Origin of the sequence: Pseudomonas sp. PSE1(2024) (genome assembly GCF_050990555.1) — a bacterium.
Classification (GTDB): domain Bacteria; phylum Pseudomonadota; class Gammaproteobacteria; order Pseudomonadales; family Pseudomonadaceae; genus Aquipseudomonas; species Aquipseudomonas aphyarum.
This window is the reverse complement of sequence record NZ_CP158967.1, coordinates 3038365-3054259: the sequence shown is the minus strand read 5'-3', so window position 1 is coordinate 3054259 and position 15895 is coordinate 3038365. Positions and strand designations below refer to the sequence as shown.

Annotated in this window: 8 protein-coding genes; 2 read left to right on the top strand and 6 right to left on the bottom strand. The window is 61.0% G+C overall.

The window, feature by feature from the left end; all coding sequences use genetic code 11:
• Positions 1–79: 79 nt before the first annotated feature.
• Positions 80–1489, top strand: a complete 1410-nt coding sequence (gene mapR / locus ABTV87_RS13820) for a GntR family transcriptional regulator MpaR (protein ID WP_039772397.1) — start codon at positions 80–82, stop codon at positions 1487–1489.
• Positions 1490–1642: 153 nt separating this feature from the next.
• On the opposite strand, the gene ABTV87_RS13815 is transcribed toward mapR, so the two are convergent.
• Together ABTV87_RS13815 and ABTV87_RS13810 are read right to left on the bottom strand one after the other, a co-directional pair.
• A complete protein-coding gene (locus tag ABTV87_RS13815) occupies positions 1643–2389 on the bottom strand; it encodes an SDR family oxidoreductase (RefSeq protein ID WP_258713508.1) in 747 nt (248 codons plus the stop codon).
• Between the two features lie 85 nt (positions 2390–2474).
• Entirely contained in the window at positions 2475–4556 is a 2082-nt protein-coding gene (locus ABTV87_RS13810; RefSeq protein WP_258713507.1) for a putative bifunctional diguanylate cyclase/phosphodiesterase, read from the bottom strand.
• 536 nt (positions 4557–5092) lie between these two features.
• Here ABTV87_RS13810 and ABTV87_RS13805 point away from each other — a divergent pair.
• Positions 5093–6736 (top strand): hypothetical protein, encoded by a 1644-nt coding sequence (locus tag ABTV87_RS13805; protein ID WP_433899770.1) that lies wholly within the window; start codon positions 5093–5095, stop codon positions 6734–6736.
• A gap of 110 nt (positions 6737–6846) precedes the next feature.
• On the opposite strand, the gene ABTV87_RS13800 is transcribed toward ABTV87_RS13805, so the two are convergent.
• Genes ABTV87_RS13800 through ABTV87_RS13785 form a run of 4 tightly spaced genes read right to left on the bottom strand, consistent with a single transcriptional unit; the run spans position 6847 to position 15831 of the window.
• Positions 6847–8322, bottom strand: a complete 1476-nt coding sequence (locus ABTV87_RS13800) for an efflux transporter outer membrane subunit (protein WP_007955050.1) — start codon at positions 8320–8322, stop codon at positions 6847–6849.
• Positions 8319–11426, bottom strand: coding sequence for an efflux RND transporter permease subunit (locus ABTV87_RS13795; protein WP_085604095.1), 3108 nt, complete (start codon positions 11424–11426; stop codon positions 8319–8321). Before ABTV87_RS13795 ends, ABTV87_RS13800 begins: the two co-directional genes overlap by 4 nt.
• Entirely contained in the window at positions 11423–14527 is a 3105-nt protein-coding gene (locus ABTV87_RS13790) for an MdtB/MuxB family multidrug efflux RND transporter permease subunit (RefSeq protein WP_433899769.1), read from the bottom strand. The genes ABTV87_RS13795 and ABTV87_RS13790 overlap by 4 nt, the downstream gene beginning before the upstream one ends.
• Positions 14524–15831 (bottom strand): MdtA/MuxA family multidrug efflux RND transporter periplasmic adaptor subunit, encoded by a 1308-nt coding sequence (locus ABTV87_RS13785; RefSeq protein WP_258713505.1) that lies wholly within the window; start codon positions 15829–15831, stop codon positions 14524–14526. The genes ABTV87_RS13790 and ABTV87_RS13785 overlap by 4 nt, the downstream gene beginning before the upstream one ends.
• Positions 15832–15895: the final 64 nt, after the last annotated feature.

The window sequence follows — 15895 nt, the reverse complement described above, 5'->3', positions numbered from 1 at the left end:
TGCGGTCAACTGTGGGAGCGAGCTTGCTCGCGAATGAAGGCGAAACGGTCTTTCAGAATGAAATCAATCCGGACCCAAGATGAAACGCTACGAAAAATTCGCCGACGACATCGCTGAACTGATCCGCTCCGGCGTCCTCGGCCCCGGTCAGCGGGTGCCGTCGGTGCGCTACGCGAGCCAGACTTACGGCGTCAGCCCGTCCACGGTATTCCAGGCCTATTACTTGCTGGAACGCCGAGGCCTGATCCGCGCCCGGCCGCGCTCCGGCTACTTCGTCAACACCCACGCCCCGAGCCCGTTCTCGGAGCCGGTGATCAGCAGCCAGGTCAACGAGTCCACCAAGGTCGACGTCAGCGAGCTGGTGTTCTCTGTGCTCGAGTCGATCAAGGACCCGAGCACCGTGCCGTTCGGCTCGGCGTTCCCCAGCCCGACCCTGTTCCCGCTGCAACGCCTGTCACGTTCACTGGCCAGCGCCGCCCGGGAGATGGACCCGCGCATGGTGGTCACCGACATGTCGCCGGGCAACCCGCAACTGCGGCGGCAGATCGCCCTGCGCTACATGGTCGGCGGCCTGATGCTGCCGATGGAAGAACTGCTGATCACCAACGGCGCCCTCGAGGCCCTGAACCTGTGCCTGCAAGCGGTCACCGAACCCGGCGATCTGGTGGCCATCGAAGCCCCGGCGTTTTACGCCAGCCTGCAAGTGCTCGAACGCCTGAAACTCAAAGCCGTGGAAATCCCCGTGCACCCGCGCGACGGCATCGACCTCGGCGTGCTCGCCCAGACACTCGAGCGGCACCCGATCAAGGCGTGCTGGTGCATGACCAGTTTCCAGAACCCGATGGGCGCGACCATGCCCGAGGCCAAGAAACAGGAACTGGTGGAACTGCTGAAACAGCATCAGGTGCCGCTGATCGAAGACGACGTCTACGCCGAACTCTATTACGGCCAGCAGGCGCCGAAACCGGCCAAGGCCTTCGACACCGAAGGTCTGGTGATGCATTGCGGCTCGTTCGCCAAAAGCCTGGCCCCCGGCTACCGTATCGGCTGGGTCGCCGCCGGGCGCTACGCGCAGAAAATCGAACGGTTGAAACTGATGACCTCGCTGTGCGCTTCGATGCCGGCCCAAGCAGCCATCGCCGACTACCTGCAACACGGCGGCTACGACCGCCATCTGCGCAAACTGCGCTACGCCCTCGAAGAACAGCAAAGCGCCATGCTCGCCGCCATCGCCCGCTACTTCCCTGCACAGACGCGTGTGAGCCAACCGGCCGGCGGTTACTTCCTGTGGCTGGAACTGCCACCGCAAATGGATTCGTTGAAGTTGTTTCAGATGGCGTTGGCACAGGGGATCAGCATTGCGCCGGGGCCGATTTTTTCGCCGACCCAAAGATTCAGGAATTGCATCCGATTGAACTACGGCAGCCCGTGGACCGAGGATGCGGAGAAAGCGATGGAGACGTTGGGGCGGATTGTGCGGTCGTTCTGACAATCACTTTCCGTGTTGATCGTTCCCACGTCGAGGCGTCGAACCGTCCGCGTGGGAATGCCTCAAGGGACGCTCCGCGTTCCAGCTCTCGAATGGGACGCGGAGCGTCCCGGGCTGCATTCCCACGCGGAGCGTGGGAACGATCATAGAGGTTTAACGCCCGCCGCCGAGATCGACAAAAGTCCCCGTCGCATACGAAGCCTTATCCGACAACAACCAGACAATCGCCTCCGCCACCTCATCCGGCCGCCCGCCCCGGGCCATCGGGATTGCCGACTCCAGCTTGCTGACCCGATCCGGGTCGCCGCTCAACGCGTGGAAATCGGTATAGATGTAACCCGGACGCACCGCATTCACCCGAATCCCCTCGCCCGCCACTTCCTTGGACAGACCGATGGTGAACGTATCCAGCGCACCTTTAGACGCGGCGTAATCGACGTACTCATTGGGCGAGCCCAGCCGTGCGGCAACCGAGGACACGTTGACGATGCTCCCGCCCTGCCCGCCATGTTTTGGCGACATGCGCAGGATCGCGTGCTTGGCGCAGAGGATCGGCGCCAGCACGTTGGTTTTCATGATTTTGAGAATGCGGAATTCGGACATTTCGTCGACCCGGGATTTTTGCCCCACGGTGCCGGCGTTGTTGACCAGGGCGGTGACCCGGCCCAGTTCGCTGTCGACCCGGCTGAACAGCGCGATCACTTCGTCTTCGATACTGACGTCGGCGCGCACGGCGATCGCCGTGGCGCCGCGCTCACGGACCTGGTCGAGCACGTGGTGAGCGGCCTGTTCGTCCGTCTGGTAATTGATGCAGATCCGGTAGCCTTGCTCGGCAGCCAACAACGCAGTGGCGGCGCCGATTCCACGACCGCCGCCGGTGATCACAATGACTTTATCCATGCTGGCCTTTCCCCCGATGCACACGTAACAGTCGGGGCAAGAATAACCGTCATTGCAGGGTTTTGCATGACCTGCGATTAGCGGCTCAGCTCACCGCCAATGGTTTGCCGCGCACGATGTCCTGCAGGAAGCGATCCGCCGGCATCGGGTGACCGAGCAGATAACCTTGCAGCGAATCGCAGCCCAGTTGCGTCAGGAAATCCTGCTGCGAATCGGTCTCCACACCTTCAGCCACGATGCGCAGGCCCAGCGCCTGACCGAGGGCGACGATCGCCGAGACGATGGCCGCGTCATCGCTGTCGTGCTCCAGATCGCGGACAAAACCGCGATCGATCTTCAGCTCGTTGGCCGGCAGACGCTTGAGGTACATCAGGCTCGAATAACCGGTGCCGAAGTCGTCGATGGACAGGTCGACGCCCATGTCGGACAGCTCCTGCAACACCGTCATGCTCGCGTCGGCGTCGCTCATGGCGGTAGTTTCGGTGATTTCCAGGGTCAGGCTGTTGGCCGGCAGATGGTGAGTCGCCAGGGCTTTGGCGACGCTGCGCACCAGCCCTGTATGGCAGAACTGCAACGCCGACAGGTTCACCGCGATCCGCCAGTCGGTGTAGCCCAGCACATACCACTCGCGCATCTGCCGGCAGGCTTCGTTGAGCACCCACTCGCCAATCGGAATGATCAGCCCGGTCTTCTCCGCCAGATCGATGAACTTGTCCGGCATCAGCATGCCGTGGGTCGGATGTTCCCAGCGCAACAGCGCCTCGGCACCGACCGGACGACCGTCAGCCGCATGGAATTTGGGTTGGTAATGCAGGCTGAACTCACTGTGTTCCAGCGCTGCGCGCAAGTCCTGCAGTAATTGCAGTTGCTTGCGCGCGTTGCTGTTCATCGAAGCGTCGAAGAAGCTGTAGCCGTTCTTGCCGCCGCCCTTGGCGTGATACATCGCGGCGTCGGCGTTCATCAGCAGTTCCTGGGCGCTCTGGCCGTTGCCCGGGTACAGGGCGATGCCGACGCTGGCGGAAATCTGCAGCTCATGTTCGGCGACCCGGAACGACTGCGCGATCAGGCCGACCTGACGCGCGGCCAGGCTCAATGCATCGTTGGGTTCGGTCAGGCGCACCAGCAGGACAAACTCATCGCCGCCGATCCGCGCCAGCGTGTCGAGACTGCGCAAATCTTCACGCAGACGTATTCCCACTTCGCGCAGCAACTGGTCGCCCATGTGGTGACCGAAAGCGTCATTGACCGGTTTGAAGCCGTCCAGATCGATGAACATCAGCGCAAAACAGCCGCCCTGCTCGTTGACCTTTTTCATCGCCTGATTGATCCGGTCGTCCAGCAGCATGCGGTTCGGCAGGCCGGTCAGGGTGTCGTGCAAAGCCAGTTGGGTGAGTTCGCGGTTGGCCACGGTCAACGAATGGGCCAGATCAGCCGTGCGGGCTTCGAGGCGGGCGTCGAGAATCGAGGTCAGCAGCGCGATGGCCAGCACCGCCAGCGTGGTGATCAGCACCAGATTGTCGAGGCCGTTGCCGTTCAGGCCGCTGAGTGCCGCACCGCAAAAACTGCCATCGGGAAACCGCGCCGCCGCCATGCCGGTGTAGTGCATGCCGACAATCGCCACGCCCATGACAATCGCTGCCCCGGCACGGAACAATCGCACGTAAGGCGACTGCTGACGCAGACGAAAGGCGATCCACAACGCTGCCGCCGAAGCGCCGACGGCGATCAACAGCGAGGCGCCGAACAGTGTCGGATCGTAGTCGATGCCCGGCTGCATGCGCATCGCGGCCATGCCGGTGTAGTGCATGGCGCTGATGCCGGCGCCCATGATCAACGCGCCAAAGGCCAGTTGCCAGGCCGGCAGTTTCGGCTGGCTGACCAGCCACAGCGCAAAACCGCAGGACAGCACGGCGATCAACAATGAGAGCGCCGTGATCGAAATGTCGTAACCGAGGCTGATCGGCAGCTTGAACGCCAGCATGCCAATGAAGTGCATCGACCAGACGCCGATGCCCATGGCAAACGCCCCGCCGGCCGTCCATAAATGCACGGCGCGGCCCTTGGCAGTGGCAATGCGCCCGGTGAGATCGAGCGCGGTGTAGGAAGCGAGGATCGCCACACACAGCGAAATGAAAACCAGCGTGAAGGAATAGCTACCGATGAGCATGAGAATTCTCGTGACCACCCCGCCGTACTGCGTCCGTTCTCAGCGGGGCCAAATGCGCCGATTGTACTGATTGCACAGAAGAACGCACTGACAAAGTAATCAAATGGCCATCAACCCGATGAAACGCTTGTTTGATCGTCTTACAAGGCTCTGGCACGGCAATCGGGATTGAACATCTTTCCGGTGTGAGCAGCAGAACTCGAGCATTTAAGGAAAGCACCGAGCAGGCTCGGAAGTACGTGCCGTGTGCGTTTTTATTCTGATGGAAGCCCCCCGAAGTTAAGACCGTTTATCGGAATGGCCCTGCTACCTGTAAGTTCTGACAGTTGTGCGCGGTCGTCACTGGATATCTGATAACTCATCGGCCCATTACTCGCCCACAGAGGGATCAGTCCATGCCTAGCTCAACGCCCCCTTCGCAATCCACGTTGGTACTGTATCCGGCACGTATTTCACTTGCGACCGCTCCCATAATCGGGGCTCACTACGGTGTACTCCGGGCTATCTACGATTTGATGCCCAAGGGCTGTGAGGTAGTGGTTGACGCGTTTTGGGGGCAACAGCAAGGTGACGAAGTTCGTTTAAACCTGAACGGCCAGACCAATATCGCCCGTGCCACGACTCAGGGAACCAGTGATTCGGTCAAGCTTTACATTCTCCATGGCCTGCTAATTCCAGGCATCGTCAATCGATTGACCTACACCGTGATGCGCGGCAGTTCAAACCAGGGAACCTCTGAGCCACCTGTAGAAATCATTTATAACAAGGAGGGACCCGGTAAACAGGACGTCACACCCGGCGACGGTGCAAATTCTTCTTTGAAGCTGCTGCTGCCGAAAGAAATCACGGACGGTGTCGGTCCGGGATTCACCGGAGCCATCGTGTGTGTGGAATATGCATGGTGCCGTGCGCATGACCGTATTCGGCTCAATTGTAATGGCCATGATGTATTTCACACGGTCACTGAAAATCAGGCCCCGCCTCCACCCGCTCATGGTTCAGCCACTCCCACCCGGATCTGCTTCAAAGTCACCAGCGCCGATTTGAAAGACGATCCTGAGTTCATGTTTTCCTTTACGGTAAATGATCAACTCAAAAATGGTCCGGATTCTGATGCACCATGGTCAGCCGTCGAGAAAGTAGTTGTAGATCAGGCGGGCACACTGCTGGCAGCGCCTATCCCTCGAGAAATCCCCAGTGATACGAGCGATGACAAAACCACCATCAGTTTGAAGAAACTGGGAGCCAACCCGCTATCTCTGATCATTTTGACGCAACACCAACGTTTTGAGGCGGGTGACACAATCAAAGCGAAATACATCACCCGATTAGATGGCGTGCCGGATGAAATAACCGATGCAACTGGCGTTGTGGAAGAGGATGAACTGGGGCAGAAAAAGGCCTGCGTACTCAAGATTCCAAACGAGAAAGTCATCCCCAAAAGTACTGCACTGATGACCTACGAGTTGTTCAGAAATAACGTTTCGCAGGGGACTTCCAGAATCGCATCGGCAATTGTCGAAGCCTTTGTACCGCTGTCCGTTGACACTTCACTACTTCGGCTGAAGGGGTTAAAGGTCGTAGGCTCTTACCTAGGGACACCGAATGGTGTTGACGCAATTGATACCACCGCAACACGACTCCCGGTTGGTGGTGTTGAACCGTACACGTTCGAATCAACCTCCAATGCGTTTCAAGCAGCGGCTGATGGCAAGGTGACTGCCGTGTGGAATGGTACAGGCGAGATCGTCATACGTGACAAGGTTGGCAGTGAAGTCAGATACTCCGCGCATGCTGAGAATATCCATGCACTCCGTGTCTTCCATGGCGGATACCCGTGGACTTACCCGAAATATTCGGCTTGGATCAATCAGAATGGACATTTTGGGCTGACCGCCAACTTACGTGCAGTATTGCAACGGTGCTATTCATACCCATGGATCAAATGGGATCAACCTCAGCATCCCGAAGCCTGGACAGGCGCCGCTGCGGGCGAAGTTTACAATGACACGTCGAAAACTTTTTATACCGCGGACATTAACTCAAGCAAAGACTATGGGCTGGGTTTTTATAAAGTGCCTGCGATACCGGATACGGGATCGATGGGTGCGATGGGTGCGATGGGAATCGAGGAGCAAGATCAGGACATGTCGATTATTCAAGCACCTTTGCCAGAGTAAACCTCAAGGTCAGAGGAGTAACCCAAGCAGCGGTAGACCAATCTTCAATGGTCTACCGCAAAAGGCAGGGTGCCTGCTACATCCTGATAACAGCCCTGAGGGAGGTCAGATCACTGCACGCTATTCGCCGGGGTTTCCAGCTGCCCGTCCCAACCACCGCCCAACGCCGCGATCAACTGCACACTGGCGATCAAACGGCTCTGCAGGATATTCAGGACAGTGCGTTCATTGCTCAGCGCCGTCGCCTGAACCACCACCACATCGAGATAAGCAATCACTCCGGCCTTGTACTGGTTTTCGGTCAGGCGCAACGAATCCCGTGCTGCATCAAGGGCTTCCTGGCGCACGGCCGCTTCGTCTTCGTACACCTTCAACTGCACCAGATAGTTTTCCACTTCGCGGAAGCCATCGAGCACGGTCTGGCGGTATTTGGCCACGGTCTGGTCGTACACCGCTTCGGTGCGGTCGACTTCGGCCGAGCGAATGCCGCCGTCGAACAGCGGCAAGGTCATTTTCGGCCCCACCGACCAGAAGCGGTTCGGCAGGCTGATCAGATTCTGCGAGGTACTGCTGCTGTAGCCGCCGCTCATGCTCAGGCTGAAGTCCGGGTAGTACGCAGCCTTGGCCACGCCGATGTTGGCGTTGGCGGCGATCACCGAACGCTCGGCCGAGGCGATGTCCGGGCGGCGTTCGAGCAATTGCGACGGCAGGCTCAGCGGGATCTGCGGCAGTTTGGGAATGTCCTGGGTTTCGGCAATGTTGAATTCGGCAGGCGGCTGACCAGTCAGCACCGCGATGGCGTTTTCGAACTGCGCCCGTTGCCAGATCAGGTCAACCAGATCGCCCTGAGTGGTTTTCAGCTGGGTCTGCGCCTGCGCCACCGCGTCCCGCCCGGAAACCCCGGCGTTGTACTGGTTCATGGTCATTTTCAGCGAGCGCTCGTAAGCCGCCACGGTCGATTCGAGCAAGCGTTTCTGCTGATCGATCACCCGCAATTGCAGGTAGTTCTGAACCAGCTCGGACTGCTGGCTCAGACGCATCGCCGCCAGATCGGCGTAGCTCGCCTGGGCACTGGCCTCATTGGCTTCCAGGCCACGACGCAATTTGCCCCAGACGTCCGCTTCCCAACTCACGCCCAGTTGCGCGTTGTAAGTGTCACGGATACCGCTGGAGGAACTGCTCAGGCTCGAACTGCTGCTGCCGGTGCCCTGGCTGGAGCGGGTCTTGCCGGCGCTCAGATCGACGCTCGGATAAAACGCCCCCCGTGCGCTGCGCACCAGGGCCTGAGCCTGACGGTACTGCGCTTCGGACTGAGCGACGGTCTGGTTCGAGCTGTTGAGTTTCTCGATCAGCTCGTTGAGCTGACGGTCGCCATACAGCTCCCACCAGGCACCACGCGCCAGGGAATCGCTCGGGTTGGCCTGACGCCAGCCTTCGGCTTCCTTGTACTGGGCGATTTCGGCGGTCTGCGGGCGCTGGTAGTCCGGGCCGACGGCACAGGCACTGAGCATCGCCACGCACAGCGACAGGCTCAGCAGACGCGAGCCGCGAACGGTAGCCAGATTGATAAGCGAACGGTCAGTCATAGCGGAGTTTCCAGAGCGGCATCGGTGCGCACGCCACGCCATTTGTTGAAACGATGGCGCAGCTTGTCGAGATAGAGGTAAACCACAGGCGTGGTGTAAAGGGTCAGCACCTGGCTGAAAACCAGCCCGCCGATGATGGTCAGGCCCAGCGGCTGGCGCATTTCCGCGCCTTCGGCCCGGCTCAGCAGCAACGGCAAGGCGCCAAGGATCGCCGCCAGCGTGGTCATCAGGATCGGCCGCAAGCGTTGCAGACAGGCGCTGCGGATCGATTCCAGCGGCGCCATGCCTTGATGACGTTCAAGTTGCAGCGCCAGGTCGATCATCAGGATCGCGTTCTTCTTCACCACGCCAATCAGCAGGAACAGCCCGAGCAGCGAGATCAGGCTGAACTCGCCGCCCAGCACATAGATCGACAGCAACGCGCCGACCCCGGCCGATGGTAGCGTCGACAGGATCGTCAGCGGGTGAATGTAGCTTTCATACAGCACGCCCAGCACCAGATACACCGCCAGCAGCGCGCCAAGGATCATGAACGGCTGGCTCTTCTGGGTGGCGGCGAACGCATCGGCGGTGCCGGCCATTTTCACAATCACGTCTTCCGGCAGGCCAAGTTTGGCAATCGCCCGCTCGATGGCGGCGCTGCCCTGCTCCACCGTCACACCTTCGGCCATGTCGAAGGAAATGCTCTCGGAGGCGAACTGGCCTTCGTGGCTGACCCGGTCGTCTTCCAGGCTGTTTTCATAATGAGCGAAGGTCGACAACGGAATCCGCGCACCGTCAGCCGTGATCACCTGAACCTGCTTGAGCGTCACCGGATCCTGGGCGTATTTCGGATTGACCTCCATCACCACCTGATACTGGTTGAGGCTGTCGTAGATCGTGGAGATCTGCCGCTGGCTGTAGGCGTTGTTGAGCACCGCCGTAACCATTTCCATATCCACACCCAGGCGCTTGGCCTGATCGCGGTCGACGATCAACGTCACTTGTTGCGCACCCGCGCCTTCGCGGGCGTCAATCGCGGTCAGCTCGGGCAAGGCCCGCAGCGCGGTGACTACTTTCGGGTACCACTCGCGCAAGGCGCCCAGATCACCACTTTGCAGGATGTAGCTGTACTGCGAAGTGGTCTGCTCGCGACCACCGCCGAATTGCAGGTCCTGGTCGGCCATCAGCATCAACTGCGCACCGGCCACCTTGGGCATTTCCTTGCGCAGGCGCTCGATGACTTTCTGCGCCGACAGGTTACGTTCCTTGATCGGTTTCAGGCGTACCAGCATGAACGCGTTGTTGGTGCCGTTGGTGCCACCGATGAACCCGGCGACACTCTCGACCGCTTCGTCCTTGAGCACGGCGCGGCGGAAAATCTCCATTTTCGGCTGCATCACGCTGAACGACAGACCGTCGTCACCGCGCACAAAACCGATCAACTGGCCGGTGTCCTGCTGCGGCATGAAGGTTTTCGGCACCACCACATAGAGAGCGACGTTTACCCCGACGGTGATGATCAGGCTCAGCAACGTCAGGCGACGGTGGCGCAACACCCAGTCGAGGCTGGTGGCGTATTTGCCGACCATCCAGTCGTTGGTGCGGCGGCTCCAGCGTTGCAGGCGGTTTTCCTCGCCCGGCGTATGGGGTTTGAGCCAGCGGGCGCAGAGCATCGGGGTCAGCGTCAGGGAAACCACCAGCGACACCACGATGGCCGCGGCCAGGGTGATGGAAAACTCGCGGAACAGACTTTCGATGATCCCGCCCATGAACAGGATCGACAGGAACACCGCCACCAGCGAGACGTTCATCGACAGCAAAGTAAACCCGACTTCCTTGGCCCCGAGGTACGCGGCCTTCATCGGTTTGACGCCTTCGTCGATGTGCCGGGAAATGTTCTCCAGCACCACGATGGCGTCGTCCACCACCAGCCCGGTGGCGAGAATCAGCGCCATCAGCGACAGGTTGTTCAGCGAGAAGCCGTAGAGGTACATCACCGCAAAGGTGCCGACCAGCGACACCGGCACCGCCAACGTCGGAATCAGGGACGCGCGGAAATTGCCGAGGAACAGGAACACCACTAGGATCACCAGCGCCACGGCGATCAGCAGGGTCATTTCCGCTTCGTGCAGGGTGGCCTTGATCACCGGCGAGCGATCCATCGCCAGGTTGAGTTTGACGCTGGCCGGCAGCACCGCCTGCAACGCCGGCAACTGCGCCTTGATCTCGTTGACCGTCTCGATGATGTTGGCGCCGGCCTGGCGGTTGATCACCAGCAGCACCGCCGCGTCATCGTTGAAGAAACCGCTGTTGTAGCGGTCTTCCACGCCATCGCTGACCTTGGCCACGTCTTTCAGACGCAGGGCCGCGCCGCCGTTGTAGTGGATGATCAGCGATTCGTAATCCTTGGCTTTCTCCAACTGGTCGTTGGCCTGAATCTGCCACAGACGCTGGTCGTCCTCGACCGAACCCTTGGGCCGGCGCACGTTGGCTTCGGCAATGGTCTTGCGCACATCGTCCAGTGCCACGCCGTACTGGTTCAGTGCCTGGGGTTCGAGTTCAATGCGCACCGCCGGCAGGGAGCTGCCGCCAATCTGCACTTCGCCGACGCCCTGCACCTGGGACAGGCTTTGGGACAGGATGGTCGAAGCCAGGTCATAGAGCTGGCCTTTTTCCAGCACGTCCGAGGTCAGCGACAGCACCATGATCGGTGCCTGCGACGGGTTGACCTTCTTGTAGGTCGGCATGCTGCGCATCCCGCTCGGCAGCAGGTTGCGCGAGGCGTTGATCGCCGCCTGCACTTCCCGCGCCGCGCCGTTGATGTCGCGGTCGAGGTCGAATTGCAGAATCACCCGGGTCGAGCCCTGGCTGGAACGGCTGCTCATGGTATTGACGCCGGCAATAGCACCGAACGAGCGCTCCAGCGGCGTGGCCACGGTGGACGCCATGACTTCCGGGCTGGCGCCGGGCAGGCTCGCCTGCACCACGATCACCGGGAAATCCATTTGCGGCAGCGGCGACACCGGCAGCAGACCGAAGCTCACACCGCCCAGCAGCATGATCGCCAGGCTCAGGAGCATAGTCGCCACCGGGCGTTTGATGAAAGGACCGGACAGGTTCATGGATGTTCCACCGGCTCCACGGCCGAAGGAGCACGGCCCCAGCGCCGGCCGAGACGATCGAAGTACAGGTAGATCACCGGCGTGGTGAACAGCGTCAGCACCTGACTCACCAGCAACCCGCCGACCATCACCAGACCCAGCGGCTGACGCAATTCAGCGCCGGAACCGGTAGCCAGCATCAGCGGTACCGCACCGAACAGCGCAGCGAGCGTGGTCATCAGAATCGGCCGGAAGCGCAACAGCGCCGCCTGATAGATCGCCTGCTCCGGCGCCATGCCCTGAGTGCGTTCGGCGTCGAGGGCGAAGTCGATCATCATGATCGCGTTTTTCTTAACAATACCGATCAGCAGAATGATGCCGATGATCGCGATCATGCCCAGGTCATTGCCACTGAGCAGCAACGCCAGCAACGCCCCCACCGCCGCCGACGGCAAGGTCGAGAGGATGGTGATCGGGTGAATGTAGCTCTCGTAAAGCACGCCGAGCACGATGTACATGGTCACCACCGCCGCCAGAATCAGCAGCAAGGTGCTCGACAACGACGCCTGGAACGCTTCGGCCGCGCCCTGGAACTGGGTCTGCACGCCGATCGGCATGCCGATGTCCTTCTGCACCTGCTCGATGATGTCCACCGCATGCCCCAGCGCCACGCCGGGTGCGAGGTTGAACGACATCATCACCGCCGGGAACTGGCCGATGTGGGTGATCGCCAGTTGCGCCTGACGTTCCTCGACGTGGGCCAGACTCGACAACCGTACCTGCCCGCCATCGGTGGTCTTGACGTGAATCTGATCCAGCGCCTGCGGGCCGATCTTCTCCCCGGCCTGAGCCTGAAGCACCACGCGGTACTGGCTGGCCTGGGTGTAGATGGTCGAGATCTGCCGCTGACCGAACGCGTCGTACAGCGCATCGGTGATGTTCGAGACCGACACGCCCAGCCGTGAAGCGGCGTCGCGGTCGATCACCAGGAACACCTGCAATCCCTTGTCCTGCAAGTCGCTGGCAACGTCGGTCAGCTCCGGACGCTGAGCCAGGGCCTCGACCAGACGGCCGCTCCACAGGCTGAGCAATTCGGAATCCGGCGACGACATGCTGAACTGGTACTGGGTGCGGCTGACGCGGTCTTCGATGGTCAGGTCCTGCACCGGCTGCATGAACAGTCGGATGCCGACAAGCTTGTCCAGTTGCGGTTGCAGGCGGGCAATCACTTCGGTCGCCGTCAGATCACGCTGACCATGGGGTTTGAGGTTGATCAGCAGCCGGCCGCTGTTGAGCGTGGCGTTGTCACCGTCGACACCGATGTAGGACGACAGGCTTTCGACCGCCGGATCTTCGAGAATCACCTTGGCCAGCGCCTGCTGACGCTCGCCCATCGCCGCGAAGGAAATCGACTGCGGCGCTTCGGAAATGCCCTGAATCACCCCGGTGTCCTGCACCGGGAAGAAGCCCTTGGGCACCACCATATAAAGGAACACGGTCAGGGCCAGTGTGCCGATGGCCACCAGCAGGGTCAGCGGCTGGTGCTTGAGCACCCACTGCAACTTGCGGCCGTAAGCGGCGATCATCCAGTCGATGAACGCGCCACTGGCACGGTAGAAGCGGCCCTGCTCATGTGCTTCCGGCTCACGCTTGAGCAGACGCGCGCACATCATCGGTGTCAGGGTCAGCGAGACCACCAGGGAAATCAGGATCGCTACTGCCAGAGTGATGGCGAATTCGCGGAATAACCGCCCCACGACGTCGGCCATGAACAGCAACGGAATCAGTACCGCGATCAGCGACAGGGTCAGGGAAATCAGGGTGAAACCGATCTGCTTCGCGCCCTTGAGCGCCGCCTGCATCGGGCTGTCGCCCTCCTCGATGAAACGCGCGATGTTTTCCAGCATCACGATCGCATCGTCGACCACGAAACCGGTGGCGATCGTCAGGGCCATCAAGGTCAGGTTGTTGACCGAGAACCCGGCCAGGTACATCACGCCGAACGTACCGATCAGCGACAGCGGCACAGCCACCGACGGAATGATCGTGGCACTGGCGCGGCGCAGGAACAGGAACGTCACCATCACTACCAGTGCGATGGCGATCAGCAGTTCATGTTGCACGTCGGTGACCGAGGCACGGATGGTCTGGGTGCGGTCGGTCAGCACGACCACATCGAGACCGGCCGGCAGGTTGTCGGTGATGCTCGGCAGCAGTGCCTTGATCCGGTCGACCACCTCGATCACGTTGGCGCCCGGCTGACGCTGGATGTTCAGAAGCACGGCCTGATTCTGGTTGGCCCACGCCGCCAGACGCTCGTTCTCGGCGCCGTCGACGATCTGTGCGACATCCTTGAGCCGCAGCGGCGCGCCGTTGGCGTAGGCCAGGATCAGGTTGGCGTAATCCTTGGGCGAGGTCAGCTGGTCGTTGGCGTCGAGCATCGACACCCGGGTCGGGCCGTCAAAGTTACCCTTGGGCTGGTTGACGTTGGACGCACTGATCAGCGTGCGCACGTCCGACAGGTTCAGGCCGTTGGCTGCAAGCGCCTCCGGGTTGACCTTGATCCGCACCGCCTGACGCTGGCCGCCGGCAATGCTGACCATGCCGACGCCGCTGATCTGGGCGATCTTCTGCGCCATGCGCGTATCGACCAGATCATTGAGTTTGGGCAGCAGCATGGTTTTCGAGGTGATGGCCAGGGTCAGCACCGGGGTGTCCGCCGGGTTGACCTTGTTGTACACCGGCGGCGCCGGCAAGTCGGTCGGCAACAGGTTGGTCGCAGCGTTGATCGCGGCCTGCACCTGCTGTTCGGCGACGTCCATGTTGATGTCGAGGCTGAAACGCAGGGTCAGCACCGACGCACCGCCGGAACTGGTCGAGGCCATTTGCGTCAGTCCCGGCATCTGCCCGAACTGGCGCTCCAGCGGCGCGGTGACGGCGCTGGTCATCACGTCCGGACTGGCGCCCGGATACAGGGTCATGACCCGGATGGTCGGGTAATCGACCTGCGGCAAGGCCGAGACCGGCAGCAGGCGATAGGCGATCAGACCGGCCAGCACGATGGCCAGCATGCTCAGCGTGGTGGCGACCGGACGGAGGATGAACAGACGCGAAATGTTCATGCGCCCTTCTTGGCCTTGTCAGTGACGGTGGCGTCAGGCGCGGTGGCGGCGGACTTGCCTTGCAGGTGTTCGGTCGGGGTGGTCGGCACATCCTTGCTGTCGTTGACCACTTCCACTTCGCTGCCTTCCTTCAGACGGTCAGTGCCTTCCAGCACCACGCGGTCGCCGGCGGCCAGGCCTTCGGTGATCACGGTGTTTTCACCATCGCTGGCGCCGATCTTCAATTGGCGGATGGTGACTTTCTTGTCGCCGTCCAGCGCGTAGACAAAGGTGCCGTTGGTGCCGAACTGAATGGCGGCCGACGGAGCCAGCACCACACCTTTCAGGGTGTCAGCCAGCAAATGAACGTTGACGAACTGGTTGGGGAACAGCGACTGATCGCGGTTCTCGTATCGCGCCTTGAATTTCAGGGTGCCGGTGGTCACGTCGATCTGGTTGTCGAGGCTTTGCAGTACACCGGTGGCTTGCAGTTTGGTGTCGCCACGATCCCAGGCCTCGGCCGGCAGTTTGGCGCCGCTGCGGTAGCGGGCGAGTACGGTTTCCAGGCTGTTTTCCGGCAAGGTGAAGGCGACGCTGATCGGCTGGGTCTGGGTGATGACTGCGAGGAACGTGGTGTCGTTGGCCGCTACGAGGTTGCCAACGTCGAGCTGACGCAGGCCGACGCGACCGGCAATCGGTGCGCGGATCTTGGTGAATTCGAGATTGAGCTTGGCGTCGTTGACCGCCGCTTGATTGGTTTTCACGGTGCCGAGGTATTGGCCGACCAGCGCTTCAGCGGTGTCCAGGGTCTGCTTGGCGATGCTGTCTTCCTTGTAAAGACCGCGATAACGCTCCACATCGACCTGGGCATTCTTCAACTGCGCCTGATTCTGCAGCAAGGTGCCTTCAGCCTGGAGCAAGGCGTTCTGGTACGGGCGCGGGTCGATCTCCGCCAGCAGGTCGCCGGCCTTGACCATCTGCCCTTCCTCGAAATAGATCTTCACCAGCTCGCCGCCGACCCGACTGCGCACATTGATGGTGTTGAGCGCCGTCACCGTGCCCAGCGCCTTGTAGTACAGCGGGAAGTCCCCGGTGACTGCCGGCGCCACGCGCACCGGAATCGGCCCGCCCGCCCCGCCAAAGCCCGGACGCATCATCCCCGAACGGCCGGTATGGCCGGCCTGCGCCTTCTCGCCGCCCTCCTTGTGGGTCGAACCGGCGGGCCAGAATTTCCAGCACAGACCGGCAATGACCAGCAGGACAAGCAGGCTCAACAGCCAGCGACGGGAGTTACGGGAGGAGGATTGCATGGAGTGATTAACCATTGGGCGCGTGGGCTTCTTTTACGGGAGGCTGAACGATAAGCACTGGTGGGGATTTAGCAAAGCA